Source organism: Massilia sp. R2A-15, from assembly GCF_030704305.1.
Lineage (GTDB): Bacteria > Pseudomonadota > Gammaproteobacteria > Burkholderiales > Burkholderiaceae_D > JAFCUW01.
In genome coordinates this window covers 4,760,577-4,783,712 of the sequence record NZ_CP131935.1, presented here as the reverse complement: position 1 = coordinate 4,783,712, position 23,136 = coordinate 4,760,577, and the positions used below count along the sequence as shown (strand labels likewise).

20 protein-coding genes are annotated in these 23,136 nt (G+C 65.8%); 12 read left to right on the top strand and 8 right to left on the bottom strand.

Annotated elements, in window-relative coordinates; genetic code table 11:
* Positions 1 to 386 precede the first annotated feature (386 nt).
* A complete protein-coding gene (locus tag Q4S45_RS22110; RefSeq protein ID WP_305507623.1) occupies positions 387 to 1,922 on the bottom strand; it encodes an aminotransferase class V-fold PLP-dependent enzyme in 1,536 nt (511 codons plus the stop codon).
* A 138-nt stretch (positions 1,923 to 2,060) separates the two neighbouring features.
* Between Q4S45_RS22110 and Q4S45_RS22105 the strand changes: the two genes are divergently transcribed.
* The 5 genes from Q4S45_RS22105 to Q4S45_RS22085 all read left to right on the top strand — a co-directional run bounded on the left by Q4S45_RS22105 (position 2,061) and on the right by Q4S45_RS22085 (position 8,558).
* Entirely contained in the window at positions 2,061 to 2,549 is a 489-nt protein-coding gene (locus tag Q4S45_RS22105) for an Lrp/AsnC family transcriptional regulator (protein ID WP_305507621.1), read from the top strand.
* 22 nt (positions 2,550 to 2,571) lie between these two features.
* On the top strand, positions 2,572 to 3,696 hold the full coding sequence (locus Q4S45_RS22100; protein WP_305507619.1) for a branched-chain amino acid ABC transporter substrate-binding protein: 1,125 nt from the start codon (positions 2,572 to 2,574) through the stop codon (positions 3,694 to 3,696).
* The gene (locus tag Q4S45_RS22095; protein WP_305507617.1) at positions 3,693 to 4,394 is read left to right on the top strand and encodes a hypothetical protein; all 702 of its coding nucleotides are present in this window, start codon (positions 3,693 to 3,695) and stop codon (positions 4,392 to 4,394) included. The genes Q4S45_RS22100 and Q4S45_RS22095 overlap by 4 nt, the downstream gene beginning before the upstream one ends.
* Positions 4,394 to 6,604, top strand: coding sequence for a hypothetical protein (locus tag Q4S45_RS22090; protein WP_305507615.1), 2,211 nt, complete (start codon positions 4,394 to 4,396; stop codon positions 6,602 to 6,604). Before Q4S45_RS22095 ends, Q4S45_RS22090 begins: the two co-directional genes overlap by 1 nt.
* Before the next feature lie 160 nt (positions 6,605 to 6,764).
* Positions 6,765 to 8,558, top strand: a complete 1,794-nt coding sequence (locus Q4S45_RS22085) for a DUF885 family protein (RefSeq protein ID WP_305507614.1) — start codon at positions 6,765 to 6,767, stop codon at positions 8,556 to 8,558.
* 334 nt (positions 8,559 to 8,892) lie between these two features.
* Here Q4S45_RS22085 and Q4S45_RS22080 read toward each other — a convergent pair whose 3' ends face one another.
* From Q4S45_RS22080 to Q4S45_RS22065, 4 genes are read right to left on the bottom strand one after another with little or no spacing between them, the layout of a single operon-like run.
* Positions 8,893 to 10,581, bottom strand: coding sequence for a M14 family zinc carboxypeptidase (locus Q4S45_RS22080; RefSeq protein WP_305507612.1), 1,689 nt, complete (start codon positions 10,579 to 10,581; stop codon positions 8,893 to 8,895).
* 25 nt (positions 10,582 to 10,606) lie between these two features.
* Positions 10,607 to 12,094, bottom strand: a complete 1,488-nt coding sequence (locus Q4S45_RS22075; RefSeq protein WP_305507610.1) for an ATP-binding protein — start codon at positions 12,092 to 12,094, stop codon at positions 10,607 to 10,609.
* Positions 12,091 to 12,975 carry a hypothetical protein gene (locus Q4S45_RS22070; protein WP_305507608.1) on the bottom strand — a complete coding sequence of 295 codons (885 nt, stop codon included), beginning with the start codon at positions 12,973 to 12,975 and terminating at the stop codon, positions 12,091 to 12,093. The genes Q4S45_RS22075 and Q4S45_RS22070 overlap by 4 nt, the downstream gene beginning before the upstream one ends.
* Positions 12,975 to 13,625 carry a response regulator transcription factor gene (locus Q4S45_RS22065; RefSeq protein WP_305507606.1) on the bottom strand — a complete coding sequence of 217 codons (651 nt, stop codon included), beginning with the start codon at positions 13,623 to 13,625 and terminating at the stop codon, positions 12,975 to 12,977. The genes Q4S45_RS22070 and Q4S45_RS22065 overlap by 1 nt, the downstream gene beginning before the upstream one ends.
* A gap of 309 nt (positions 13,626 to 13,934) precedes the next feature.
* Between Q4S45_RS22065 and Q4S45_RS22060 the strand changes: the two genes are divergently transcribed.
* From Q4S45_RS22060 to Q4S45_RS23250, 6 genes are all read left to right on the top strand, one after another.
* Positions 13,935 to 14,603, top strand: a complete 669-nt coding sequence (locus Q4S45_RS22060) for an energy transducer TonB (RefSeq protein ID WP_305507605.1) — start codon at positions 13,935 to 13,937, stop codon at positions 14,601 to 14,603.
* Positions 14,604 to 14,711: 108 nt separating this feature from the next.
* Positions 14,712 to 15,797 (top strand): S41 family peptidase, encoded by a 1,086-nt coding sequence (locus Q4S45_RS22055; RefSeq protein ID WP_305507603.1) that lies wholly within the window; start codon positions 14,712 to 14,714, stop codon positions 15,795 to 15,797.
* A gap of 86 nt (positions 15,798 to 15,883) precedes the next feature.
* Positions 15,884 to 18,202 carry a M28 family peptidase gene (locus Q4S45_RS22050; protein ID WP_305507602.1) on the top strand — a complete coding sequence of 773 codons (2,319 nt, stop codon included), beginning with the start codon at positions 15,884 to 15,886 and terminating at the stop codon, positions 18,200 to 18,202.
* A gap of 55 nt (positions 18,203 to 18,257) precedes the next feature.
* Positions 18,258 to 19,871, top strand: coding sequence for a M28 family peptidase (locus Q4S45_RS22045; RefSeq protein ID WP_305507601.1), 1,614 nt, complete (start codon positions 18,258 to 18,260; stop codon positions 19,869 to 19,871).
* Between the two features lie 144 nt (positions 19,872 to 20,015).
* Positions 20,016 to 20,243, top strand: coding sequence for a DUF433 domain-containing protein (locus tag Q4S45_RS22040; protein ID WP_305507599.1), 228 nt, complete (start codon positions 20,016 to 20,018; stop codon positions 20,241 to 20,243).
* Positions 20,240 to 20,569: a DUF5615 family PIN-like protein gene (locus Q4S45_RS23250; protein WP_374046065.1), complete on the top strand. Its 330-nt coding sequence runs from the start codon at positions 20,240 to 20,242 to the stop codon at positions 20,567 to 20,569. Before Q4S45_RS22040 ends, Q4S45_RS23250 begins: the two co-directional genes overlap by 4 nt.
* A gap of 5 nt (positions 20,570 to 20,574) precedes the next feature.
* Here the strand turns inward: Q4S45_RS23250 and Q4S45_RS22035 are convergent, their stop codons facing one another.
* From Q4S45_RS22035 to Q4S45_RS22025, 3 genes are read right to left on the bottom strand one after another with little or no spacing between them, the layout of a single operon-like run.
* Positions 20,575 to 21,033 carry an EF-hand domain-containing protein gene (locus Q4S45_RS22035; protein ID WP_305507597.1) on the bottom strand — a complete coding sequence of 153 codons (459 nt, stop codon included), beginning with the start codon at positions 21,031 to 21,033 and terminating at the stop codon, positions 20,575 to 20,577.
* 17 nt (positions 21,034 to 21,050) lie between these two features.
* Positions 21,051 to 21,428 carry a VOC family protein gene (locus Q4S45_RS22030; RefSeq protein WP_305507595.1) on the bottom strand — a complete coding sequence of 126 codons (378 nt, stop codon included), beginning with the start codon at positions 21,426 to 21,428 and terminating at the stop codon, positions 21,051 to 21,053.
* A 13-nt stretch (positions 21,429 to 21,441) separates the two neighbouring features.
* Complete coding sequence (locus tag Q4S45_RS22025) at positions 21,442 to 22,494, bottom strand: aldo/keto reductase (protein WP_305507593.1); 1,053 nt, start codon at positions 22,492 to 22,494, stop codon at positions 21,442 to 21,444.
* Positions 22,495 to 22,824: 330 nt separating this feature from the next.
* Between Q4S45_RS22025 and Q4S45_RS22020 the strand changes: the two genes are divergently transcribed.
* Entirely contained in the window at positions 22,825 to 23,115 is a 291-nt protein-coding gene (locus tag Q4S45_RS22020) for a hypothetical protein (protein WP_305507592.1), read from the top strand.
* The last annotated feature ends 21 nt before the right edge of the window (positions 23,116 to 23,136 follow it).

Genomic DNA, 23,136 nt, shown 5'->3' with positions numbered 1-23,136 from the left:
CTGGTGCTGCCGTCGAGATTATTGCGGATGGCGTTCTGCCATGAGTAAAGCGTATCCGAGAGGATGATTTTTTCTTGATTCAACGGTGACCTCGCAATTGGGCTTGAGCTGCCAATCCGCACGGAAAATGCGCGGGTTGCGACCGGGTCGGTTCAAGGCGGGAAGCATGAGCGAACGGCTGCTTCCATAGTAAAACGGCCAGCTGCCGGTGACTGTGCGCCAACGTACAGAACACCCGCGCGCCGATTGAGGCGGCGCAGGGTGCGGGGGCTGTATTTACGCTGTGAAGTGGGGGTCTGGTCCTGCGGACCTGACCCCATTTTTTTTGAGCTGCGGTAAAGGCAACATGGGGACCAGGCGCCCCCGTCGTTCCGCAGAACCCGACCTCAATTCGCCAGGGCGAGGCCGCCGGCGAGGTGCCAGGCGTCGTGATAACCGAGCTGGTGCAGGCACTGCATCGCGCGCGCGCTGCGGTTGCCGCTGCGACAGAAAAACACCAGCGGGCGCGGCTCGCCCTGCAGCCATGCGGCGGCGCGCTGCGGCAGCGCAGACAGCGGCACCGATTCGATGGCGCGGCCATGCCAGAGCTGCGCGGCGCAGGCGGCCTGCTCGTAGGCTTCGCGCACGTCCACCAGGATCGCCTCGGGGTGGCCGTCGAGGAAGGCGGACAAGGCCGACGGTGCGATCTCGCGCTCGGCGTCCACCGGCGCGGCGGCCGGCAGGTCGGCGGCCGGGCGCGGCGCGTGCGCGCGCACAGCGGCGCCGCAGCGCGCGATGCGTTCGCAGGCGCTGTCGATGAAGTCCTGGCCGGCCATCGGCCCGAACGACATGCGGATCGCGGCGCTGGCGCGCTCGGCCGGCAGCCCCATCGCCTCGAGCACGTAGCTGGGCGCGGCCTTCGCTGCGGAACAGGCCGAGCCCGAGCTGACGCGCACGCCGGCGGCATCGAACAGGTCGAGCAGCTCCTTGGCGGCCAGTCCCGGCACCGAGAAATTGAGGGTGGTCGGCAGCGAGTGCGCGAACGGCATGTTGAAGACGATCGCGGGGAAGGCGTCGCGCAGTGCGCCGGCCAGCTGGTCGCGGAAGGCGTGCAGTTCTTCGGCCGAGCGGAAGGCGGCGCCGTCTTCGAGCGCTTCGAGCACGGCGCCCAGGGCGGCGACGCCGCTCATGTTTTCGGTGCCGGAGCGCTGCCCCGCTTCCTGGCCGCCGCCCACCATCAGCGTGGTGAACGGCGCGCCCTTGCGCACGTACAGCATGCCCACGCCCTTCGGCGCGTACAGCTTGTGGCCGGAGAACGGCGCGTAGTCGATGCGGGTGCTGGCCAGGTCGAGGCGCAGCTTGCCGAGCGCCTGCACGCTGTCGACCATCCACAGCGCGTCCGGCGCGCAGTCGGCCAGCACCGCTTCGATGCCGGCCAGGTCGGAGATCACGCCCGTCTCGTTGTTGGCCGCCATGGTGCAGACCAGCGCCGCGCGCGGCGCCAGCTTGCGCAACAGGTCGAGGCGGTGGCGCCCGGCGCCGTCGACCGGCAGCGCATCCAGCGCCAGGCCGGTGCCGAGCACGCGGTTCCAATGGGCCAGGCTTTCCGGCACGGCCTTGTGCTCGGTGGCGCCGTACAGCAGCAGTTCGCCGGCCGGCTCGCCCTTCAGCTGGCGCTCGCGCACCGCGCACAGCGCCGACAGCACGGCGGTCTGGATGCCTTCGGTGGCGCCGCTGGTAAACATCAGGCGCCCGGCGCCGGCGCCGAGCAGGCGGCGGGCGCGCGCGCGCACCGCGTCGAGCATCGCCCTGGCCTTCAGGCCGGAGCAATGGCTGCTGCTCGGGTTGCCGAAGCGCTCGCGCAGCGCGTCTTCAGCGGCGGCGATGGCCGCCGGCAGGGTGGGCGAAGTGGCGTTGGCGTCGAGGTAAATTTCGGTAGTCATGGCAAGTCACAAAAAAAGCTGGCGTAACAGGTAGAGTTGGTTAATATGTTACGGCGTTGCAACGCAGAATACATGCTAAAGAATGTCGCAATTCTTCCTAATGAAGTATATACATACTAAAATTAGATAAAAAATATAATGAATTCACTAGATAAATTCGATTGCGCAATACTTTCGGCATTGCAGTCCGATGCCACGCTGTCGATCGCGGCGCTCAGCGAAAAGGTCGGCCTGTCCAGCACGCCGTGCTGGAAGCGTGTCAAGCGGCTCGAGGAAGACGGCTATATCGAGAGCCGCGTCACCCTGATCAACCGTCACAAGGTGGGGCTGCCGGTGACCGTGTTCGTCAGCGTGCGCACTTCCGAGCACGACGAAAAATGGCTGGCGCGTTTCGCCGCCGCGGTGATCGCCCTGCCCGAGGTGCTGGAATTTCACCGCATGAGCGGCGACGTCGACTACCTGCTGAAGGTGGTCACCACCGACATCGACGGCTACGACCGTTTCTACAAGAAGCTGATCGCCAGCACCGCGCACCTGACCGGGGTGTCGTCGGCGTTTTCGATGGAGCAGATCAAGTACTCGACGGCGCTGCCGCTGGAGCTGATCGCGCGCGAGCTGCCCGCCTGACCTATCACGAGGAGATACCTGCATGACCTTCAAGAAAATCATTCCGCTGGCGCTGGCGTCGCTGCTGTGCGCCTCGGCCGCGGCCGAAGAACAGGTGGTCAAGATCGGCCTGACCGGGCCGCTGTCGGGCGCGAACGCCTTCGCCGGCAAGGACAATGAGAACGGCGTGCGCCTGGCGATCGAGGAACTGAACGCGAAAAAGGGCGCGGCGGTGGCCGGCAAGACGCTGCGCTTCGAACTGATGTCGGAGGACGACCAGGGCGACCCGAAGGCCGGGGTGATCGTGGCGCAGAAATTCGCCGACGCCGGCGTGAAGTTCGTGCTCGGGCCGTACAACTCGGGCGTGGCGATTCCGGCCTCGCGCGTGTACAACGACGCCGGCATCGTGATGTCGACGGTCGGCACCAATCCGAAGATCACCCAGAGCGGCTACAAGGCGGTATTTCGCATCGTCGCCAGCGACACCCAGGTGGGCGCCGCGGTGGCGCAGTACGCTGCCAATACACTGAAGGTGAAGAACGTCGGCGTGATCGACGACCGCACCGCGTTCGGCCAGGGCATCGCCGACGAATTCATCCGCCAGGCCAAGGCGTCCGGCATGACCGTCGCCAGCCGCGAATTCACCACCGACAAGGCGACCGACTTCGCGGCGATCCTGACCGCGCTGAAGGCGAAAAAGGTCGATGCGATCTTCTTCGGCGGCTACGCGCCGCAAGGGGCGCCGATGGCGCGCCAGATGAAGCAGCTGGGCCTCTCGGCCAAACTGCTCGGCGGCGATACGCTGTGCAGCCCGGAGATGGGCAAGCTCGGTGGCGACGCGGTCGGCGCCAACGTGCTGTGCGCGCAGGCCGGCGCGATCCCCGACAAGCAGGCCAGCGGGCCGGCGTTCCAGGCGAAGTACAAGCAGCGCTTCAAGCACAATCCCGACGTGTACGCGGCCCCGTTCTACGACCAGGCCATGTTCATCGCCGAAGCGATCCGCGCCACCAATTCGCTCGACCCGTCGGTGGTGGCGGCGGCGCTGCACACCATGAGCCACAAGGGCGTCGTCGGCACCTACGCCTACGACCCGGCCGGCAACCTGAAGGCATCGACGGTGACGATGTACACCTTCAAGGACGGCGCGCCGGTACCGCTGGCCAAGTGAAGCTGACCGCGCTGGCGATCGCCCTGCTGGCGGCAGTTCCCGCCGGCGCGGGCGAGCGCGTCGCGTGGATCTGGGACAAGGCCGATATGCCTGTATGGTCGGCGTCGCACGCGGCGCTGCTCGACCGGCATATCCTGCTTGCCGCCGACGCGATCCGCACGCGCGCCGGCAGCCATCTCCCCGTCTCCACCGCCACCCGCGTCACGCCGGTGCTGCACGTCGAAGTGAGCACCATCCATCCCCCCACGAACATCGAGGCGAGCCGCGCCGCCATCGTCGGCGCCATGCTGCAGGCGGCAGCGCACAGCACGTCGGGCCGGGTGCAGCTGGACATGGAGGCGAAGCCGTCGCAGCGCGATTTCTACCGCTCGCTGGTGCGCGATGTGCGCGCCGCGCTGCCGGCCGATATCGCCCTCAGCGTCACGGCGCTGGGCTGGTGGTGCCGCTCGCCGGCGTGGCTGGATGGACTGGCGGCCGACGAGGTGGTGCCGATGTTCTTCCGGATGGGGAAGGACGGCGCCGCGCTGCGCGAGCTGGTCGAGCATGCGCCGCAATCGCTGCATCCAAGCTGCCGCGGCGGCAGCGCAGGCTTCTCGCCGCAGGAACCGTTTTCCGAACAGACCACTGGCCGCTACCGGCGCACCTACTGGTTCGACTATCACGCATGGCGGCAAACCGCCGCTCCAAGGAGTCCCTGATGAAAATATTGATCGCCGCTTGCGCGTTTGTGGCAGCCGGCGCAGCCAGCGCGAGCGGGTTTACGCCCTACGACCGCTTCGTCAACCACACCACGCCCGACCTTGCGCCGGAGCGCTTCCAGGCTGGCCAGCTGGGCGTGCTGCAGCCGCACTACGAACGGGTCTACCTGTACGCCGCGTGGCGTGCGATCTCGCTCGGAAGCGGCGGCATGAAAGCGGCGCCAAATCCGCCCGGGGCCATTCTGCGCGCGACCGGCGCGGCGTATTCCGGGTGGGACGACTACCGCCAGACCGGCGAGATCCAGCTGGCGTGGAAGACCGCGGCGGCGGCGGCCCTGAAAAGCGCCGCACCGCGCGCCGACACGCCCTTCCAGTTCACCGACTGCCCGCGCGAAGCCTATTCCTTCGCCACGAGCACGCTGATGCAACTGGCGCAACGCGCGGACGCCACGCCGGCGCGGCTGCAGGCATGGGTCGGCGCGCAGGACGCCGTCTTTTCACTCTGCGGCAATGCGCTGCCAAGCTGGCAGAAGCCACGCTACGCCGCGTTGCCGATTCCGGCCGAACTTGCTCCGTCCGAAGGCGCCTGGGCGCAGCTGCGCGGCTACCAGGTCGCAGCGGCGCACTTCTACAACGGCGACTATCGCGAAAGCGCGGCGCTGTTCGGCGCGATCGGTGCGACGCCGAACCATCCGATGCGGCAATGGGGCGCCTACCTGGCGCTGCGCGCGCAAATGCGCGAGGCGGCGGCGCAATTCAAGTTCGACACGCCCGACATGACAGAACGCGCCGAAGCGCTGCGCGTGCAGGCGCAGCGCATCCTTGACGATCCGTCGCTGGCTTCGCTGCACGAAGCGACGCGCGGGGCGATGCGGGCGATGCAGGCGCGTATCACGCCGCGCGCGCGCTTCGAGCAGATCAGCGCCAGCCTGGACAATCCCCGCAACGACCCCTACCAGCAGGACTACCTGGGCGACTGGCGCGTGCTGGCGGGGGACCAGCTCAACATGTTCCGGCGCGACCGCAACACCGAGCTGGTGCAGCGCCACGATTTCATCGACTGGATCACGACCCTGAACGGCTGCGATTTCTTCGGCCCCGGCAAATGCGCCGAGGACCGCGCGCACGCGCTGCAAAAATGGGAAGCGACCGGCGCGCGCACCTGGCTGGTGGCCGCGCTGATGACGTCCGAGACGCTGCCCGCCCCGCTCGAACTGGCCGCGCTGCGCGTCGCGCCCGACGCGCCCGAATATCCGACGGTGCGCTACCACCTGGCGCGCAGCTATCGCCTCTCGGGGCAGGCCGCCAAAGCGCGCGCGATCGATGACGCCATGCTGGCGGCGTCCATCGAGTCGCCGAGCATGCGCAACCTGTTCCTGCAGGAGCGCTTTGCGCTCGCCACGTCGAACGCCGAGGCGGCGCAGTACCTGCTGCGCAACGTGGTGCGCGACCAGGACGGCGACACCGGCGAAACCGGCAAGGCGCCGGCGATGCGTACGCCGGCGTCCGATGGCCGCAACTGGATCAACTCCGCGCTCGCGGTGTCCGACCTGCTGGAACTGGCGCAGGACCGCACGCTCGGCCAGCCGCTGCGCAACGCCGTCGCCGCGATGGCCTGGCTGCGCGCCGACCTGCTCGGCCAGCACGACGCCGCCCTGCGCGCGGCAGCGCTGCTGGAGCCAGTGGCCGAATTCGCCGACGCGGCGCGCTCGTACAGGTCGGCCGCGACGCCGGAAGCGCGGCGCCACGTCGTGGTGCTGGCAGCGCTGCGGCTGGGCATTACCAGCGCGCTGGAAGACTACGAGCAGCATCTGACACGTCCGTTCAAGCCATTGGCCGCATCGGACACCGTGGCATCGAACTGGTGCAGCGTGCGCGCCGTGGAGCGCGCCGGCGGTTACGCCGCCGATCCGGAGCGCCCGCCCGCGCCGCCCGAAACCGCGACCGATCCGGCGCAGCGCGCACGCGAGTTTGCCATTCTCGATGCGCTGCCGACGTCCACCGGTTTCATCGGCAAGCACGTGATGCAGCGCGCTCTGGCGCATCCGGACGACCCCGACCTGCCATGGCTGCTGTACGTGGTGGTGCAATCGACCAAAGGCGGCTGCCTGGACGCCGACTCCCACGCGCTGTCGAAACAGGCGTTCACGCTGCTGCACAAGCGGTTTCCGGACAACGAGTGGACCGGCAAGACGCCCTACTTTTATTGACTAACTCACTGTCGCTCCTGCGCAGGCAGGAGCCTATGCTGCGTCTGCGCATAGTCAGCATGGGTTCCTGCCTTCGCAGGAACGACAGCGTCGGTGCGTTTATTAATCGCCCGATTTGGCGTATGCTTCTCGCGCATTCAACCCAACAAGGTAGTCATCGATGAAAAAAATCCTTCCGCTCGCCGCCGCCGCGCTGATCGCCTGCGCTCCCGTTCATGCCGCCGCCCCCGCGACAAAGGTGGTCGCCGTCGCCGGCGCCTCGCAGGCGAGCAAGCAGCTGTCCGTGCTGGCCGACCAGTATTACGACGCGCTCGCCAAATTCGAGCCGATGAACGCGACCGAGAACGGCGACAGCCGCTTCGACGACCAGATCGGCATGGCGATCGCGCCGAAGATGCGCGCGCGCCAGTTCGCGCTGTACCACGGCTTCCAGCAGCGCCTGCGCGCGATCCCGCGCGACGCGCTCGATGCAAAAGGCCAGATCAACTACGACATCCTCGATTACGAGTTGAAGTCGGAACTGAGTTTCGAGAAGTTCCCGGTGCACCTGCTGCCGATCAACCAGATGGACAGCATCCCGGTCACGCTGGCGAATTTCGCCAACGGCCAGGGCGGCCAGCCGCTGGTCACGGTGAAGAACTACAAGGCTTACCTGAACCGTCTGAACCAGCTGCCGGCATGGATCGACCAGGCCATCGCGAACATGCGCGAAGGGATGAAGCAAGGGATCACCGAGCCGAAGGCGGCGATGGTGTCGGCCCTGCCGCAATTCCAGAAGCTGGTCAGCGACAAGCCGGAAGCGAGCATCTTCTACACGCCGATCACCAACCTGCCGGCCGGCTTTTCCGCCGCCGACAAGAAGAGCCTGACCGCGGCCTACCGCGCGACCATCGACAAGAAGCTGACGCCGGCGCTGGCGCGGCTGGCCACCTTCCTCGAAAAAGAGTACGTGCCGGCGGCGCGCACCAGCACCGGCTGGAGCGCCATGCCGGGCGGGATGGACTGGTACCTGGCGCGCGTCGCCAGCCAGACCACGACCACCATGACGCCCGATCAGATCCATGCGAAGGGTCTGGAGGAAGTGGCGCGCATCCAGCGCGAGTTCGCCATCGTCGGCCCGAAGATGGGCTACACGGGGCCGGCCAACGGGCTGCCGAACTGGGTGGCGGCGCAGGACAAGTATCGCCCCTTCACCACCGAGCAGCAGGTGATCGACGTCTACCGCAAGCTCGATGCGCAGTTGCGCACCAAGCTGCCGTCGATGTTTACGCTGATGCCGAAAGCGCCGCTCGACCTGCGGCTGGAACCTGAACTGAGCCGCGCGACGGCATCGGACCACTACTCGCCGCCGGCGGCGGACGGTTCGCGTCCGGGCGTGTTCTGGTCGGTGGTGAACGATCCGAAGCAGTACGGCAGCACCGGCATGGTCACGCTGTTCCTGCACGAAGGCCAGCCGGGCCACCATTTCCACATCGCGCTGCTGCAGGAGCTGGGCCTGCCGAACTTCCGCAAATTCGGCGGCAACAACGCGTTCACCGAAGGCTGGGCGCTGTATGCCGAGACCCTGGGCAAGGAGATGGGCCTGTTCGACAAGCCGGAGGATTATTTCGGCCACCTGAACGACGAGATGCTGCGCGCGGTGCGGCTGGTGGTGGACACCGGCATGCATGCGAAGGGATGGACGCGCGAGCAGTCGATCCAGTACATGAAGGACACGCTGGGATACACCGATGTGGCGAAGAGCGAGACGGAGCGCTACATGGTGTGGCCGGCGCAGGCGCTGGGCTACAAGATTGGCGCGCTGACGATCGCCGAACTGCGTGCGCGCGCGCAGGCGGCGCTGGGGCCGAAGTTCTCGCTGCCGAAGTTCCACGAGGTGGTGCTGGGCGATGGGACCTTGCCGCTGTCGCTGCTGGAGGCGAAGGTGGATCGCTGGATCGCGGCGACCAAGTAACCAGGACCGCTATCCTCAAGACCGTCATTCCCGCGCAGGCGGGAATCCATACTGAGCTGGCGTAACTACGTCAGCATGGGTTCCAGCCTTCGCTGGAACGACGGTTTTTGGGTCTGTAGTATATGTTCGAGCGGCCGTTACGCCAGCATGAAGACCGGTTAGCGGCTCCGCTTCCGCTCGCAAGCAGGACCGCTATCCTCAAGACCGTCATTCCCGGGCTCGGCGCCCCCCCTTGCCGGGAATCCATACTGCGTTGGCATGGCCACGTCAGCATGGGTTCCAGCCTTCGCTGGAACGACGGTTTTTGGGTCCGTAGTATATGTTCGAGCGGCCGTTACGCCAGCATGAAGACCGGGTAGCGGCTCCACTCCGGCTCGTGGTAGCGACGGCAGTTGGCGAAGATGAAGTCGAGCACCTTGCCCTGGTCCGACAGCTGCTCAGGATTCGCTTCCTTCCATTTTTCGAACTTCGCTTTCAGCTCCGGCTCGTCGCGCAGCAGCTCCAGCGCGTGGTCTTCGAACACGTAATCCGAATACGCTTCCTTCTTTTCCAGCACGCTGTTGAAAAAGCCCCAGCGGAAGAAGCTGTCGTGGCCCTGCGGCTCGAGCATCTCGACCGCGTAGCGCGCCTGGTCCTGGTCCAGCGACACCACGTAATCGCCCTTGCGCAGCGCGACCTTGCCGCTGCGGCGCTCCAGCTCCACCTCGTCATGGAACATATGCCCCTCGTACGCATGCGCGCGCGAGTTCACCGAATTAATCTGGTAGTACTCGACATCCATGGTCTGGTCGGCGTCCAGGCGCGTCATCTGCACGCCGTTCCATTGCAGCCGTTCGATGACTTCGCGCCACGCCTGGGGAATCACGTAGGCGCGCGGCGCCTTCACCGTCACGTCGGCCGGGAAGCTGTTGAAGTAGGCGATGTCGCGCTCCCAAGATTCATTGCGGTCGTACGACAGGCGGGTGTAGTTGCCGATGACGCTGGGGCTGTACTTCGCCGCATAGCCCTTGAAGCGGAAGGTCGACGGCTTCGCTTCGTCCATCGCCCAGTGCACCGGCCATTCGCGGCGCGTCTTGCCCTCTTCCTTCGCGGCGCGGCGCAGCGCCTGGATCTGCTGCGCGTTCTGCACCGTGAATTCGAGCGCGGTGTCGACCAGCGCGCGCATCGACTGGTAGCGGTCGGCGAACGGCTTGAGCATGTGCGTCTCGGGCATGAAGCCGATCGTGTGGTGCAGGGCCGCGTAGCCGGTCGAGAAGCGCGGCGTTTCGAGGAATTCGGCGATGCCGTGGTCCGGGCAGTCCTTGACCGGATTGACGTACGGGCAGGTCGGCCAGCCGCGCGCCGCCATGTCGCTGAACATCTTCGGCAGCATGGTGTCGCGCAGGAAGGCGCCCAAGCCGCCGCCAAGCTTGTCAGCCTGGGTGTGGATCAGGGTCATGGTGTACGGGTAGTCCGCGCCGTTCGAGGTATGAGTGTCGACCATGACGTCCGGGTCCCACGCGGTGAACAGTTCGTTGAACACGCGCGCGGTCAGGGTGTCGCACTTGACGAAGTCGCGGTTCAGGTCGAGGTGGCGGCTGTTGCCGCGGAAGCCGAACTGCTCGGGGCCGTCCTGGTTCACGCGCGAGGTGTCGGCGCGATTCAGGCTGCCGTCGACGTTGTACATCGGGACAAACAGGAACACGGTCTTGCCCAGCGCGGCCAGGCGCGCGGGATCGGTGCAGAAGTCGCGCACCAGCGCCATGCAGGCGTCCACGCCTTCCGGCTCGCCCGGGTGGATGCCGTTATTGTTGAAGAAGACCGGGCGCCCTTCGCGCTTGATCCGGGCGCGGTCGAACACGCCGTCGGCGCTGACCACGCCGGCGTGGATCGGCACGCCCGCGTCCGACGTGCCGACGACGCCGAAGCTGAGGACAGCCGGATAGCGCGCGGCCAGGTCTTCGTACCAGGCGATGCATTCGGCCCAGGTGGTGGTCTGGTTCTGGTTGCCCTTTTCGTAAGGCGTGCGGAGTTCGTTCTGCATGGTGGTGTCTTTGAGTGGGATTTCGCTACGATACAGCAGTTGGCAGCGCGATGGCGACCACGGTTCCGCTGTCCGGGCTGGAGGTGAAAGTGATGGCGCCGCCCAGCGCGTGCACGCGCTCGCGCATGCCGATGATGCCGATGCCGGCGGACGCGGTGCGCACGTCGAAGCCTTCGCCGTCGTCGGCCACTTCGATGTGCAGCATATCGGCGCCGTCGGGCAGCGTCAGCGCGACCTGCGCGTGGGTAGCGGTGGAATGCTTCATGACGTTCGACAGCGCTTCCTGGATGATGCGGTAGGCCGATATCGCCAGCTCGTTGCCGAGCCGGGAGAAGTCGCCTTCGGAATGGAATTCGAAGCGGCAGCCCGATTCGCGGTCGTAGTGGCGCATCATTTCCTCCACCGCGCCGTGCAGGCCGAGCATCTCGAGCACTTCGGGACGCAGGCGCCGCACCAGCCGCCGTCCGCTGGCGTACAGGTCGAGCGCGAGCTTGGTGATGGCTTGCGACTTCTGCCTGATCTGTTCGATCTCCGGCGCCTCGCCGGCATTGGCTGCCAGGTGCAGGATGCTTTGCGATTCGAGCCGCACGGCGATCAGCGAGGCGTTCAGTTCATCGTGGATTTCGATGGCGATGCTCTTGCGCTCGTCCTCGACGATCGAGTTCACTTTCTGGATCAGCTTGCGCTTGTCGGCATCGGCCTTGAGCGCCTCGTTGCGCGATTCGACCAGGTCGCGGGTACGCTCGGCGACCTTGTTCTCCAGGTGCTGCTTGGACTGGTCTAGCGCCAGCGACATTTCGCCGATCGATGCCTGCAGCTCGGCGATCTCGCCGCCGGTGGTCACCGGCAGCTGCACGCGGTAGTCGCCGCCGCGGATCTGGCGTAGCGCGCCGATCGACGTGCGCAGGGGCACCGTCAGGCTGCGCGCCAGGAAGTAGGCCAGCGCGGCGCTGACCGCCAGCGCCAGCGCCGCAATCGCCACCTCGACCTGGAAGCGGCGCGCCTGCACGGCCATCATGTTCGACGGAGACATGGTCACGCGCACGAAGCCGAGCACCTCTGCCGGCTGGGTCGGCGGCTTGGTGTCGCTGGGCCCGGACACGTGCGGCGAGCCGTTGTCAGAGAACAGGTTCACCCAGATCACCTGCTTCTTGATCGGCGCTTCGTAGTAGTGCTTCTCGGCGTCGGCGGCGAACTGCGACGATACGCTGATCGCGCCTTTCTGCGCGGCGTCCACCACCTCGATGCGGTAGATGCTCTTGTCCGACTGGACCAGGCCATTGATGGTCAGGCGCAGGTCGGACAGGTTGCCGGAGATGACGTTGTACTCGCTGGTCTCGGCCAGCGCGCGCGCCAGGATGTGGCCGCGCTCGGACAGCTCCTCGGCCACCTGCGCGCGGTGCGAATACCACGAGTACCAGACGAAGGACGTGAACAGGAACACCACCGGCAGCATGGTGATGAAGATCATCCGCGTGCCGATGCTCCAGCCTTCCCAGAAACGGAACCTCATCGCGCCTTGCCTGACGGATGGCGCGCGAATTTGCGCGCCGCGTCGTCCACGTCGAGGTCGAGCGAGCGCGCCACGCCTTCGTTGACGAGCGTGCTGAAGTAGCGCGGGAACTGCGGCGCCGGCAGCTCGCCGCTGGCGACGAAGGCCGTCGTCATTTCGGCGACCTGCGCGTTGATGTCCTCGATGTCGGAATAGGTGGACGCCAGCGCGCCGGCCTTGACCATGTCGGCCGAGAAGCCGATCACGCCCTGCTTGTGGCGGTAGGTCGACAGCAGGATATTGCGGATGTTGTCGGCGTTGTAGATGCCGCTGTCGGGCATCGCCAGCAGCACTTCGTTGGGCGCGATGCGGTTCAGCACCCGGTTGATGTCGTCGTCCGGTGTCATCTCCTCGATCAGCGCGGCGCCGCGCAGCACCGGCTTCAGGTGCCCGGTCTCAGCGCCGATGATCGCCGCAACGCGCACGGGGCGCTTGTACAGCAGCGACACCAGTTGCAGCTGGTCGGCCGGCGCCGGCTCGGCGAACACCGCCGTCATCGCGGCGGCGCGCGCGGGTTTGGCGGAGGCCGCAACCGCGCGCCATACCTGGCTGGAGGTGAATGCGGAAATCACCACGCAGTCGTCGGCGCGGCGGGCGACATCGCGCAGCGCCACCGGCCCGATTGCCACATAGACCAGCCTGCGGCGCTGCGCCAGCTCGGTGCGGAACTGCGCCACCAGCGGCGCCAGGCGCTTGTACAAGTCGTCGGCGATGCGGCGCGTCTGCGCGCTGTCGTCGCCGGTGACGATCTGGAAGCGAAAGCCGTCCACCTTAGCGGCATTGGCGGCATGCGCGGCCGATGCGATCGAAGCGGCCAGCACCAGTGCGCCAATCCAGCGCACTAGGGCTCGATCAGGCCGTGCTTGACGGCCAGTTTGGTGATGTAGGCCTGGCGGTGCACGCCGAGCTTCTCCTTGACCGACTGGCTGATATTGCTGATGGTCTTGGTCGACAGGTTCAGCTTGTCCGCGATCTCGGCGTTGGTCAGGCCTTCGGCCATCAGCTTGAAGATCTCGAGGCCGCGCTGGTCGAGCTGCGACTGCGGCGAGACGTCGCCGCGCACCGACAGGTTGGCCAGGCGCTCGGCGATCTGCGGCAGGAAGTACAGCTTGCCGTCGTTCGCGTGACGCACCGCGGTGGCCAGGTCGGCCGGATCGCAGTCCTTGGTGACGAAGGCGCGCGCGCCGAGGCGGTAGGTTTCCTTGATCAGGCTGTCCTGGTCGAACTGGCTGAGGAAGACGATGTTGGCGGCCGGATAAGTGCCCAGCAGGCCGCGCGCGGCGTCCAGCCCGGTCAGCTCGGTGCCGAAGCGGATGTCGAGCACCAGCACGTCCGGCTTCATTTCGGCGTACATGGCCGCCGCTTCGTCGGGCGAGCGGGCCTGTCCGACGACGTCCATGCCCACGCCGGCGAGCGACATGGCAAATCCGGTCATGACAATCGGATGGTCGTCGGCGAGCATCACGCGAATCGGTTTTGTAACGGCTTGCACAGCTTCTCCTATGGCGCGGCGGCGCCTGCTTACAACTGCTTACCATTGCCTGGTACTTATGTGTGCCAGCCCACGGAAAAAATTGCTTAATGGTGAGATTATTTCACACATCGAACCACCGCGCGAGTGGCCATTTAGCCCGATTCCCCAGGGCATTTCACTCTCGGGGAACGCAAGCTCAGCAAAAATACTACGAAATCCCTTTTCAATTGCTAGGCAATAGCATATATTGGTTCCACTGATGAGTTTTCGCAGTGCTTGCCGATAGCAAACAGCCGAAAAACAGCTCGGCCACACAAGGAGAACACCATGCATTTCACACAAATGAATGACAAGGGTGGTACCAAGTTCAGCAAGCTGGCCATCGTCGCCGCGCTGCACGTCGCAGTTGGCGCGATGTTCGTCCACAGCCTCAATACACGCGGCATCAAGATGCCGAAGATGCCGGAGGAGCTGGTCGTGATGTTCACGCCGGAAGCGCCGCCGCCGCCACCGCCGCCGCCTGAACCACCGAAGCCGATGCCGAAAGTGGCGCCGCCGCAGGTCGTCGCGCCGCCGGTCGAGGTGCAGGTGCAGCAGCCACCGCCGCCTGACGCCGTCGCCGCGGTCGTGTCCACCGATCCGGCGCCGCAGCCGGCCACGCCTAGCCAGGCGCCCGAAGCGCCGGCCGCGCCGCCATCGTCGAACCCCGGCGTGATGCATACCGCGGTGCTGGCCGACGCCAACGGTTGCGCCAAGCCTGACTACCCTGCGCGCGCCATGCGCAATGGCGAGAGCGGCACCGTGACGCTGGCCCTGCTGGTCGGCACCGACGGCAAGGTTGCCAATGCGCGGGTGCAGAGCAGCAGCGGTTCGAAGGAACTGGACAAGGCCGCGATCTCGGCCCTCAGTATGTGCAAGTTCAAGCCGGCCATGAGCGGCGGCGTTCCTGAACAGGCGTGGGCGCAGCTCGCCTATGTCTGGACGCTGGAGCAATAACGATTACCTGTTGAGCCTTTCCCCGCCCCGCATCGCGCCGGGCGGGGATTTTTTTGGCCCGGCCGCGCGAATAGCAGTACAAAACAATAAGAAACTGGGGACAAGAACATGAACATGAAGTGGGTCTTCGGACCTGTACTGGTGTCGGTCGCGCTGATCGGCATGGTCGCCGCGTTGCCGACTATCCTGCCGATGTGGCAAGAGTACCGGCCGAAGCCGACGGTGCTCATCGACCGCGCGGTGCGCGCGCAGGCGATCGATGCGCTGGTAGCTGAAGTCCATGCGCATTACGTTTTCCCGGACAAGGCCGAGCCAATCGAGACACTGCTGCGCCAGCGCCAGCGCAATGGCGACTACGACGCCATCACCAGCGGCGAGCAGCTGGCGAAGGTGCTGACCGACGACATGGCGTCGGTGGCGCATGACCTGCACATAAGAGTGGAGTTCAGCGCGGACGTGCTGCCGGCCGAATTCCGGCCCCCGGCGGCGCGTCCGGCCGCGGACCAGGGGCCGTTCTTCATGCGCTGGATCGACTCGCTGGGCCGCAGCATGGCCGCATTCGGCGTCGGCAAGACTGAGCGCCTTCCATCCAACATCGGCTACCTCGAACTCAAAGGTTTCTTTCCTCCTCACCTGGTGGGCGACAAGTACGCCGCGGCGATGGACAAGCTGGCCGACACTGGCGCTTTGATCATCGACCTGCGCCGCAACGGCGGCGGCTCCCCGCACTCGGTCGCCCTGCTGGCCAGCTATTTCGTCGACCAGCGCACACGACTGAACGACATCTGGTCGCGCGACACCGGCGAATCGACGCAGTTCTGGACGCAGGACAGCCTGGCCGGCAAACGGTACGGCGGCCAGAAGAAGGTGGCGATTTTGGTTGGCCCTGGCACCCGTTCCGCGGGCGAGGATTTTGCGTACACGATGCAGGCGATGAAGCGCGCCACCGTGATCGGCGCGCGCACCTGGGGCGGCGCCCATCCGACCGCCCCATTTCGGCTCGGCGACCATTTCGTCGGCCTGATCCCGAACGCACGCAGCATCAGCCCGATCACCCACGGCAACTGGGAGGGCGCCGGCGTGATCCCGGATATCGCGGTGGCGCCGGCCGATGCGATGGCGGTGGCGCAGGACCTGCTGCTGCGGCGCGAGACGCGCAATGCGGCCACGCGGGTCGCGCTGCCGCAGACGTAAAAAAATCCGGACCCGGCGTCCCCGTCGCTCCGCGGGACCAGAGTCCAATGCTGCACCGTTTTCTAATAATAATAGTCGGGGAAATCATGTTGAAAAATCGTGTAGTGCGCCGCTCGATAGCGGCGGTGATCGCGTTGACAGTTGTGGCGGCGATTGGCTGGCTGGCGCTGCGGCCCGCCGCGCCGGCGCCATCGGCCTTTTCGACGCAGCGCGCGCTGGCCGACGTGCGCTTCCTGGCGGAGAAGCCGCGGCCGATCGCCAGCGCGGCCAACACCGAAGCGCGCGAATACATCCTGGCGCAGCTGCGCGCGATGGGACTCGAGCCCGAAGTGCAGACGGCGATGGCGCAAAAGAACACCATGGACCGGCGCCGCAACGCGCAGATCGCGCTCGGCATGGTCAACAACATTGTCGTGCTCAAGCCCGGCACGGCGCCCGACCATGCGCGCCGGCCCGCGCTGCTGCTGGCGACAGGATACGACACCACCGAGCGCAGCCTGGGCGCGGCGGCCACCGCGGCGCCGGTCGCGGCGATGCTCGAAGCGCTGCGCATGCTGCAGGCCGGCGCGCCGCTCGCCAACGACGTGGTGGTGCTGTTCGCCGACGGCGAACGGGTCGGCGGCCTTGGCGCGCTGGGGTTCGCCAGCCAGCACCCGCTTGCCAAACACATTGGCCTGGCGATCCGGTTCGACAGCGGCGGCAGCGCCGGTGCGCCGGTGCTGATCGGCGCCAGCGGCAACGATAGCGCGGCGATCCGCGGCTTCGCGCGCGCGGCCCCAAACGCCACCGGATCGTCGGCGATGCAGGCGATCTATCCGTTCGTGTCGGGCGAGCTGCAAATGGGCGCGATCGGGACATTGGGAACGGCGCGGCTGCACATCGCCAATCTCGAAGGCAGCAACGGCAGCGGACTGCGATCGCGCGATACGCCGGGGCGGCTCGATCCAAACACTGTCCGGCAAATGGGGGAGACGATGGCGGCGCTGGCGCGGTACTTTGGTGACGCGCCGAATGCAATGGGGTCAGGTCCGCAGGGCCAGACCCCCGCCGTCCATGGCGATTCGATCTATTTCAATGTGCCGGGCGTGGGCGTCGTCAGCTACTCGGTCGGCGCGGTATGGGCGCTGACCCGCCTCACCTGCCTGCTGCTGGCGATCGTCACCTGCATCGCGCTGCATCGCGGCGACGTGACGATCCGCGAAATCTCCGACGCCGCGATCGGCTTCCTGTTCATCGCCGCGATTCTCGTTCTGGCCGCGGCGCTGGTGTGGGGTTGCGTGCCGTCGCTGCACCGCGGGTACGACGCGTACAACTACGGCGCCGGCACCCGCGACCTGTGGTTCCTCGGCGGCTTTTCGGCGCTCGGCACCGCGCTGTTCGTGCTGCTGCAGCGCGGCTTCCGGCGCGCAGTGGGCAACGCGGCGGCTTCGCTCGGCCCGCTGCTGGTGGCGGTGCTGCTGCTGTTGCTGGCCAGCTGGAAGTTCCCGCACGCGAGCTACGTGCTGGCGTGGCCGCTGATCGCCACCCTCATCGCGTACGGCGCGCTGTACACGCCCGGCGCGAACCGCTGGCCGGGAATCCGCCGCGCGCTGGTGCTGTTTGCCGGCGCCGCGCCGGCCGTCGCGCTGATCGCGCCGCTGGTAAAGGACGTCTACACGCTCGCCTCGCCCGAACACACCGCGCTGCCGATGATCGCACTCGCGCTGCTGCTGGGGATGGCCAGCGTGCTGCTGACGGCGCAGCGCCGCTTCATCGTGCGCGGCCTGGCGGCGGCCAGCGCGGCCTGCTTCGCGGTCGCCAGCGCGGCGGCGCCGTACGGCACAGAGCCGATTCCGCAGCCGAACCGCATGGTCTACCTGAAGGACGCGTACACGTGGAAGTCGTACTGGATGATGCCGGCCGGCCCGCTCGACAGCTGGGCGCGCCGCTTCTTCCCGCCGCAGGCGCAGGCGCGCGTGCAGGTGGACGCCTTCGGCTACGGCAGCCCGAAGGTGTGGCTGGCGCCGGCGCCGCGCACGCCGGTGGCGTTTCCGGACCTGGCGACGGTCAAGGATGACGACGACGGCAACCTGCGCAAAGTCGAGTTCACGCTGCAGTCCAAAGAGGACGTGCCCTTTGTCGACCTGACGCTGAGCGGATCGGACGCTTTCCGCACCTTTGTGAACGGGCGGCCGCTGACCAACATCCGCACCGCCAGCTGGACACTGAACCTGTACGGCATGGGCGGCCGCAAGCTCGACTTCCGCTTCGAGCTCGAATCGGACAAGCGTGCGGTAGTCCTGGTGCATGAACGCGTGCCGGGCCTGCCGCAGAACGGCGGGCCGGAGCGGCCGGCGAATGCACTGCCGCCGGTGACGCCGATGACGGCGACGACGATCAGCACGGACCGGCTGGTGTTCAGATAGGGAAGGTACAATGTCCGCTCGCCGCGTACCCGCGGGCTTACTTCCAGATCCGACCATGCAAAACAAGCTTTTCTGCGCCATCGCGGGCGCACTGTTCACCAGCGCTGCGTTCGCGGCGCCGGCGCCCACCGTCCATGAAGCGCCGCTGCGCGCGCACCTCCAGTTCCTGTCGAGCGACGTGCTCGAAGGCCGCGGCACCGGCCAGCGCGGGGCCGACCTGACCGTCGCCTACCTCGAAGCGCAGGCGCTGGCCGCAGGCCTGAAGCCGGCCAACGGCGACAGCTATCGCCAGAGCGTGAAGATCGCCGGCGTCAAGGCGATCCCGCAGGACAGCAAGGTGGTGCTGGAATCGGGCGGCCATGCGCAGACGCTCACCTTCGGCAAGGACTGGGTGTGGGCGCCGGGCGACGCCAAGGCGGTGCACACGATGGACGCCGACATGGTGTTCGTCGGTTACGGCATCACCGCGCCGGAGCAAGGCGGATGGGACGACTACAAGGGCATCGACGTCAAGGGCAAGGTGCTGGTCATGATGGTCAACGACCCGATGCCGACGGCCGAGGAGCCGGACCGCTTCAACGGCAAGGGCCTGACCTACTACGGCCGCTGGACCTACAAGTTCGAGGAGGCTGCGCGCCGCGGCGCCGCCGGCGTTCTGCTGATTCACACCGACGCATCGGCATCGTACGGCTGGAGCGTGGTGCAGAACAGCTGGACCGCCGAGCGCTTCCAGCTGGCCAGCGGCAAGGGCGGCGCCGGCATGGAAGGCTGGATGACCGAGTCCACCGCGCGCGCGCTATTCAAGGCGGCGGGACAGGATCTCGACGCGCTGCGCGCGGCGGCAGAGCGCAAGGATTTCAAGCCTGTGGCGCTCGCGGCCAAGGTCAGGGGCGAGGCGCGCGCGGCGGTGCGCCTGGTGGAGCAGTTCAACATCGCCGGCATCGTGCCGGGCACCGATCCGAAGCTGAAGGACGAAGTGGTCATCTACAGCGCGCACTGGGATCACCTGGGCAAGCAGGGAACCAGCGGCGACACGATCTACAACGGCGCGGTGGACAACGCGTCCGGCTCGGCGGCGCTGCTGGCGATGGCGCAGGAGGCGGTGAAGGCGCCGGCCAAACGCAGCCAGATGTTCCTGTGGGTGGCGGCTGAAGAACAGGGGCTGCTGGGCAGCGCGGCGTACGCGGCGGCGCCTTTGTGGCCGGCGGCGAAGACCGCGGCCAACCTGAATCTCGATAGCCTGAACTGGGTGGGCGCGACGCGCGACATCAGCGTGGGCGGCAGCGAGCGCACCGAGCTTGGCGCGATGGCCGCGGCGACGGCGAAGGCGATGGGGCTGACGATCGCGCCGCAGAAGCCGGACCTGTCGGGCGGCTACTTCCGCAGCGACCACTTCTCGTTTGCGAAGTCGGGGATTCCGGCGTTTTCGGTCGGCGGCGGCAGCGACTACCTGAAAGATGCCGACGCGGCCAAGGCCAAGCGCAAGGTATATGGCGAAGAACACTATCATCAGGTGTCGGATGAATACGATCCGCGCTGGGATATGAGCGGCATGGTGCAGCAGGCGCAGTACACGCTGAACCTGGGGCGCATGGTGGCCGACGCGCCGAAGATGCCGGCGTGGAAAGCGGGCGATGCGTTCGGCAAGGTGCGCGAGGGCGGGATGTAAAGTTCAAAATGGGGACTCGGCGTCCCCGTCGTCCTGCGGACCTGACCCCATTTTTTTATTAGCGGCCGCTGAAATTGAGTTCAGTCGCCATGCGGAATACGCCTTTGGAGTATATTTGATCCATCCTTCCTTCAGGAGACGCATGTGGATCTGCATTCAATCTCTCGAATCACTGTTGAGTCGGAGAAGTGCGGCGGTCGCCCCTGCATTCGGGGTATGCGCATCAGAGTGACTGATATTTTGGCGCTGCTTGGAGCTGGCGCCTCGATCAACGAGATTCTCGATGATTTTCCCGAGCTCGAACGTGAGGACATTCTCGCCTCGCTGAATTACGCTGCGGAGAAGCTCGATAGCAACGCGGCCAGGAATTGAAGTTCCTGGTCGATAGCCAGCTCCCGTTAGCGCTCGCACGCCACCTTACCTCGCAAGGTATTCCCTGCGTCCATGTGAACGAGGTAGGGTTAGGTTCTGCTGCGGACACAGAGATTTGGCGCTATGCCAAGATGAATCGCATGACCATCGTCTCCAAAGATGGGGACTTTGCCATGCTGATTCACGCGAAACATTCACCGCCCCAGCTCGTTTGGGTTCGGATCGGAAACTGTCGAAGCATCGATCTGATTTCGGCTTTTGACCGTGGTTGGCCGAGCGTCGAACATTCCCTCGTCGCAGGCGTCCCAATAGTCGAGCTTCGGTAATTCCCTCACTTACCTTTTTTCATCATGCTGGCGTGCCCCGCCGCCATCTCTTCCTTCGACAGGAAGCCATCCTTGTTGGTGTCCATCTTCGCGAACATTTCCTCCGATGCTTTCGCGTGCTCCGCGGCCGTCAGCACGCCGTCGCCATCCGAATCGACCATCTTGATTTTCTCGGCGGCCGACATATCGCCCTTCTTCGCCTTGTTGCCGGTCATGGCCTGATGCGCCGCGGCCATCTCATCGGCCGTCACCTTGCCGTCCTTGTTTGCATCCATCTTCTCGAACATGGCCTTCGCGCCGGCCGCGTGCTCGGCGGCGGAGATCTTGCCATCCTTGTCGGTGTCCATCATCGCGAATTCGTTGTCCACCGATGCATGCTTGTCCTTCGCCATTGCGAGCGAAGTGACGAGCGCGCCGGCGCCAAGCACGACCGATCCAATCAGCAGTTTTTTCATCGAGATCATCTGTGTTCTCCTTGTTGTTAGCCAGTGACGAGACTGAGGATATTGCCGTCGGGGTCCTTGAACCACGCGACCTTCATGCCGCCGCCGACGTGGATATCGCCCTGCAGCGTGAGGCCCGGCATGTCGTAATGCTCGAACGCGACGCCTTTCGATTTCAGCGACGCGACAATCGATTCCATCTCATCGCCGACGTTCCACACCACCGACGTCGCCTTGTTGGTGCCCGCAAATTGCGAGTGATAGACATTGATGCGCGTGCTGCCGCTGCGGTAGGTGATGACTTCCTCGCCCTCGGTGCCGGCGCGCTCCAGGCCCAGCGTGCCTTCGTAGAATCTGGCCGCCTCTTGGATGTTCTTCACGGCGATCATGGCGATCGCCTCTTTTTGATTCAGCATGACTCCCTCCTTTTCAGGTTGATGGTCTGCGCGATTCTGCCATCTGGTTGCGGCGGTATCCGCCCTGGAGTTCGATCATCCAGCCGGGGTATTCGGTCGACAAGGCGCTGGCGGCGGCGATGCGTTCGAGGTCATGTGGCGTGAGGCGCACATTGGTGGCGGCGATGTTGTCGGCAAGCTGCTCCGGGCGCTTGGCGCCGATGATGACGCTGGTGACTTGCGGCTGATGCAGCAGCCAGGCCAGCGCGACGCGCGCGATCGACACGCCGTGCTGCAGCGCGATCGGGTGCATCGCGTCGATGCAATCCCAGGCGCGCTCCTTGTCGACCGGCGGAAAATCGAAGGCGACGCGGCGGCTACCCTCCTCGGCTTGCTGGTTGCGGCCGTACTTGCCGCTCAACAGACCACCTGCGAGCGGGCTCCAGACCATCAGGCCGAGGCCTTCGCTGGCGAGCATGGGGATCAGTTCGCGTTCGATGTCGCGGCCGGCCACGCTGTAGTAGGCCTGCAGCGATTCGAAGCGCGCCAGGCCAAGGCGTTCGGAGATGCCGAGCGCCTTGACGATCTGCCACGCCGCCCAGTTGGACACACCGATGTGGCGCACGTGGCCGTGTCGCACCATCTGGTCGAGCGCGCGCAGGGTCTCCTCGATGGGCGTGGCGGGGTCGAAGCCGTGCAGCTGGTACAGGTCGACGTAATCGAGCTGCAGCCGCTTGAGGCTGGCTTTGAGGCCGTTGGTGATGTGGGTGCGCGACGAGCCGCGCGCGTTCGGGCCGTGGCCGGTGTCGCCGAACACCTTGGTCGCGATGACGATTTCGTCGCGCGGGATGTTAAGGTTTTTCAGCGCCTGGCCGGTGATCTGTTCCGAGGCGCCGCCGGCATAGACGTCGGCGGTATCGATGAAGTTGATGCCCGCGTGGAAGGCCTTGCCGATCAGCTGTTCGGCCTCGGATTGCTGCAGGGAGCCGATCTTGCCCCACATGCCTTCCGAGCCGCCGAAGGTCATGGTGCCGAGGCAAAGCTCGGAGACGAACAGCCCGGTATGGCCGAGCGGGTGATAGCGCATGGCGAAGGTTCCGATCACGTTGGCGGCCGGCGCACCGATGCCCGGCGATCCATTAGCATACCGCTAACGATGCGAATTTGCCTTTGGAAACGTGCGCTAGAGCTGCGGGGGTTGGGTGTCGTCTGTCGTATCAGCGCAGGCTGGCACCCATGCTGAGTGTGCGTCTGGGGTCTGACCCGGCCGGGTCAGACCCTGGTGTTGACGCGAATGCGCAGCGGAACGCCGAGGTGGTCGCTGTCGAATGTATCGACCCGTTAGAAATGCTAATGGCAAACTCGCTCGCGCCATGTATCCTGAGCTTACCGTTCTCTACCGTACAGGGAAAAGATCATGCCGCTAACCGACGACCAAGTTGCGAACATCATCTTCAATGAGACAAGATCTCTTTCTGGCGAACAAATTTCTGAGGCCCGAAAGAACATCGCGCATTCGATCATCAACGCTCAAAGCAAATCCGGGGCTCGTCCAAAAACAGGCCCCACCGTGGCACATGTTCCAAAACAAGAGCTCGAAACGCACGCCGCCTGCGTCGCCGCAGTGACCGCCGCGCGCGATGACCGAGCGAAGAATCTTGATCCGACGAACGGAGCAACGAATTTCAACTTTCGAAAAAACAATTGAAAAGGTTACTTCTATGGCTTG

Coding starts and splice junctions, on each gene's coding strand:
- Q4S45_RS22025 (WP_305507593.1), bottom strand. CDS start 22,494: ATGCGCTATCACCCGCTCGGCCATACCGGGCTGTTCGTCTCCGAGCTT.
- Q4S45_RS22100 (WP_305507619.1), top strand. CDS start 2,572: ATGACCTTCAAGAAAATCATTCCGCTGGCGCTGGCGTCGCTGCTGTGC.
- Q4S45_RS22090 (WP_305507615.1), top strand. CDS start 4,394: ATGAAAATATTGATCGCCGCTTGCGCGTTTGTGGCAGCCGGCGCAGCC.
- Q4S45_RS22110 (WP_305507623.1), bottom strand. CDS start 1,922: ATGACTACCGAAATTTACCTCGACGCCAACGCCACTTCGCCCACCCTG.
- Q4S45_RS22055 (WP_305507603.1), top strand. CDS start 14,712: ATGAACATGAAGTGGGTCTTCGGACCTGTACTGGTGTCGGTCGCGCTG.
- Q4S45_RS22030 (WP_305507595.1), bottom strand. CDS start 21,428: ATGCTGAATCAAAAAGAGGCGATCGCCATGATCGCCGTGAAGAACATC.
- Q4S45_RS22105 (WP_305507621.1), top strand. CDS start 2,061: ATGAATTCACTAGATAAATTCGATTGCGCAATACTTTCGGCATTGCAG.
- Q4S45_RS22045 (WP_305507601.1), top strand. CDS start 18,258: ATGCAAAACAAGCTTTTCTGCGCCATCGCGGGCGCACTGTTCACCAGC.
- Q4S45_RS22050 (WP_305507602.1), top strand. CDS start 15,884: ATGTTGAAAAATCGTGTAGTGCGCCGCTCGATAGCGGCGGTGATCGCG.
- Q4S45_RS22035 (WP_305507597.1), bottom strand. CDS start 21,033: ATGATCTCGATGAAAAAACTGCTGATTGGATCGGTCGTGCTTGGCGCC.
- Q4S45_RS22020 (WP_305507592.1), top strand. CDS start 22,825: ATGCCGCTAACCGACGACCAAGTTGCGAACATCATCTTCAATGAGACA.
- Q4S45_RS22085 (WP_305507614.1), top strand. CDS start 6,765: ATGAAAAAAATCCTTCCGCTCGCCGCCGCCGCGCTGATCGCCTGCGCT.
- Q4S45_RS22075 (WP_305507610.1), bottom strand. CDS start 12,094: ATGAGGTTCCGTTTCTGGGAAGGCTGGAGCATCGGCACGCGGATGATC.
- Q4S45_RS22080 (WP_305507612.1), bottom strand. CDS start 10,581: ATGCAGAACGAACTCCGCACGCCTTACGAAAAGGGCAACCAGAACCAG.
- Q4S45_RS22060 (WP_305507605.1), top strand. CDS start 13,935: ATGCATTTCACACAAATGAATGACAAGGGTGGTACCAAGTTCAGCAAG.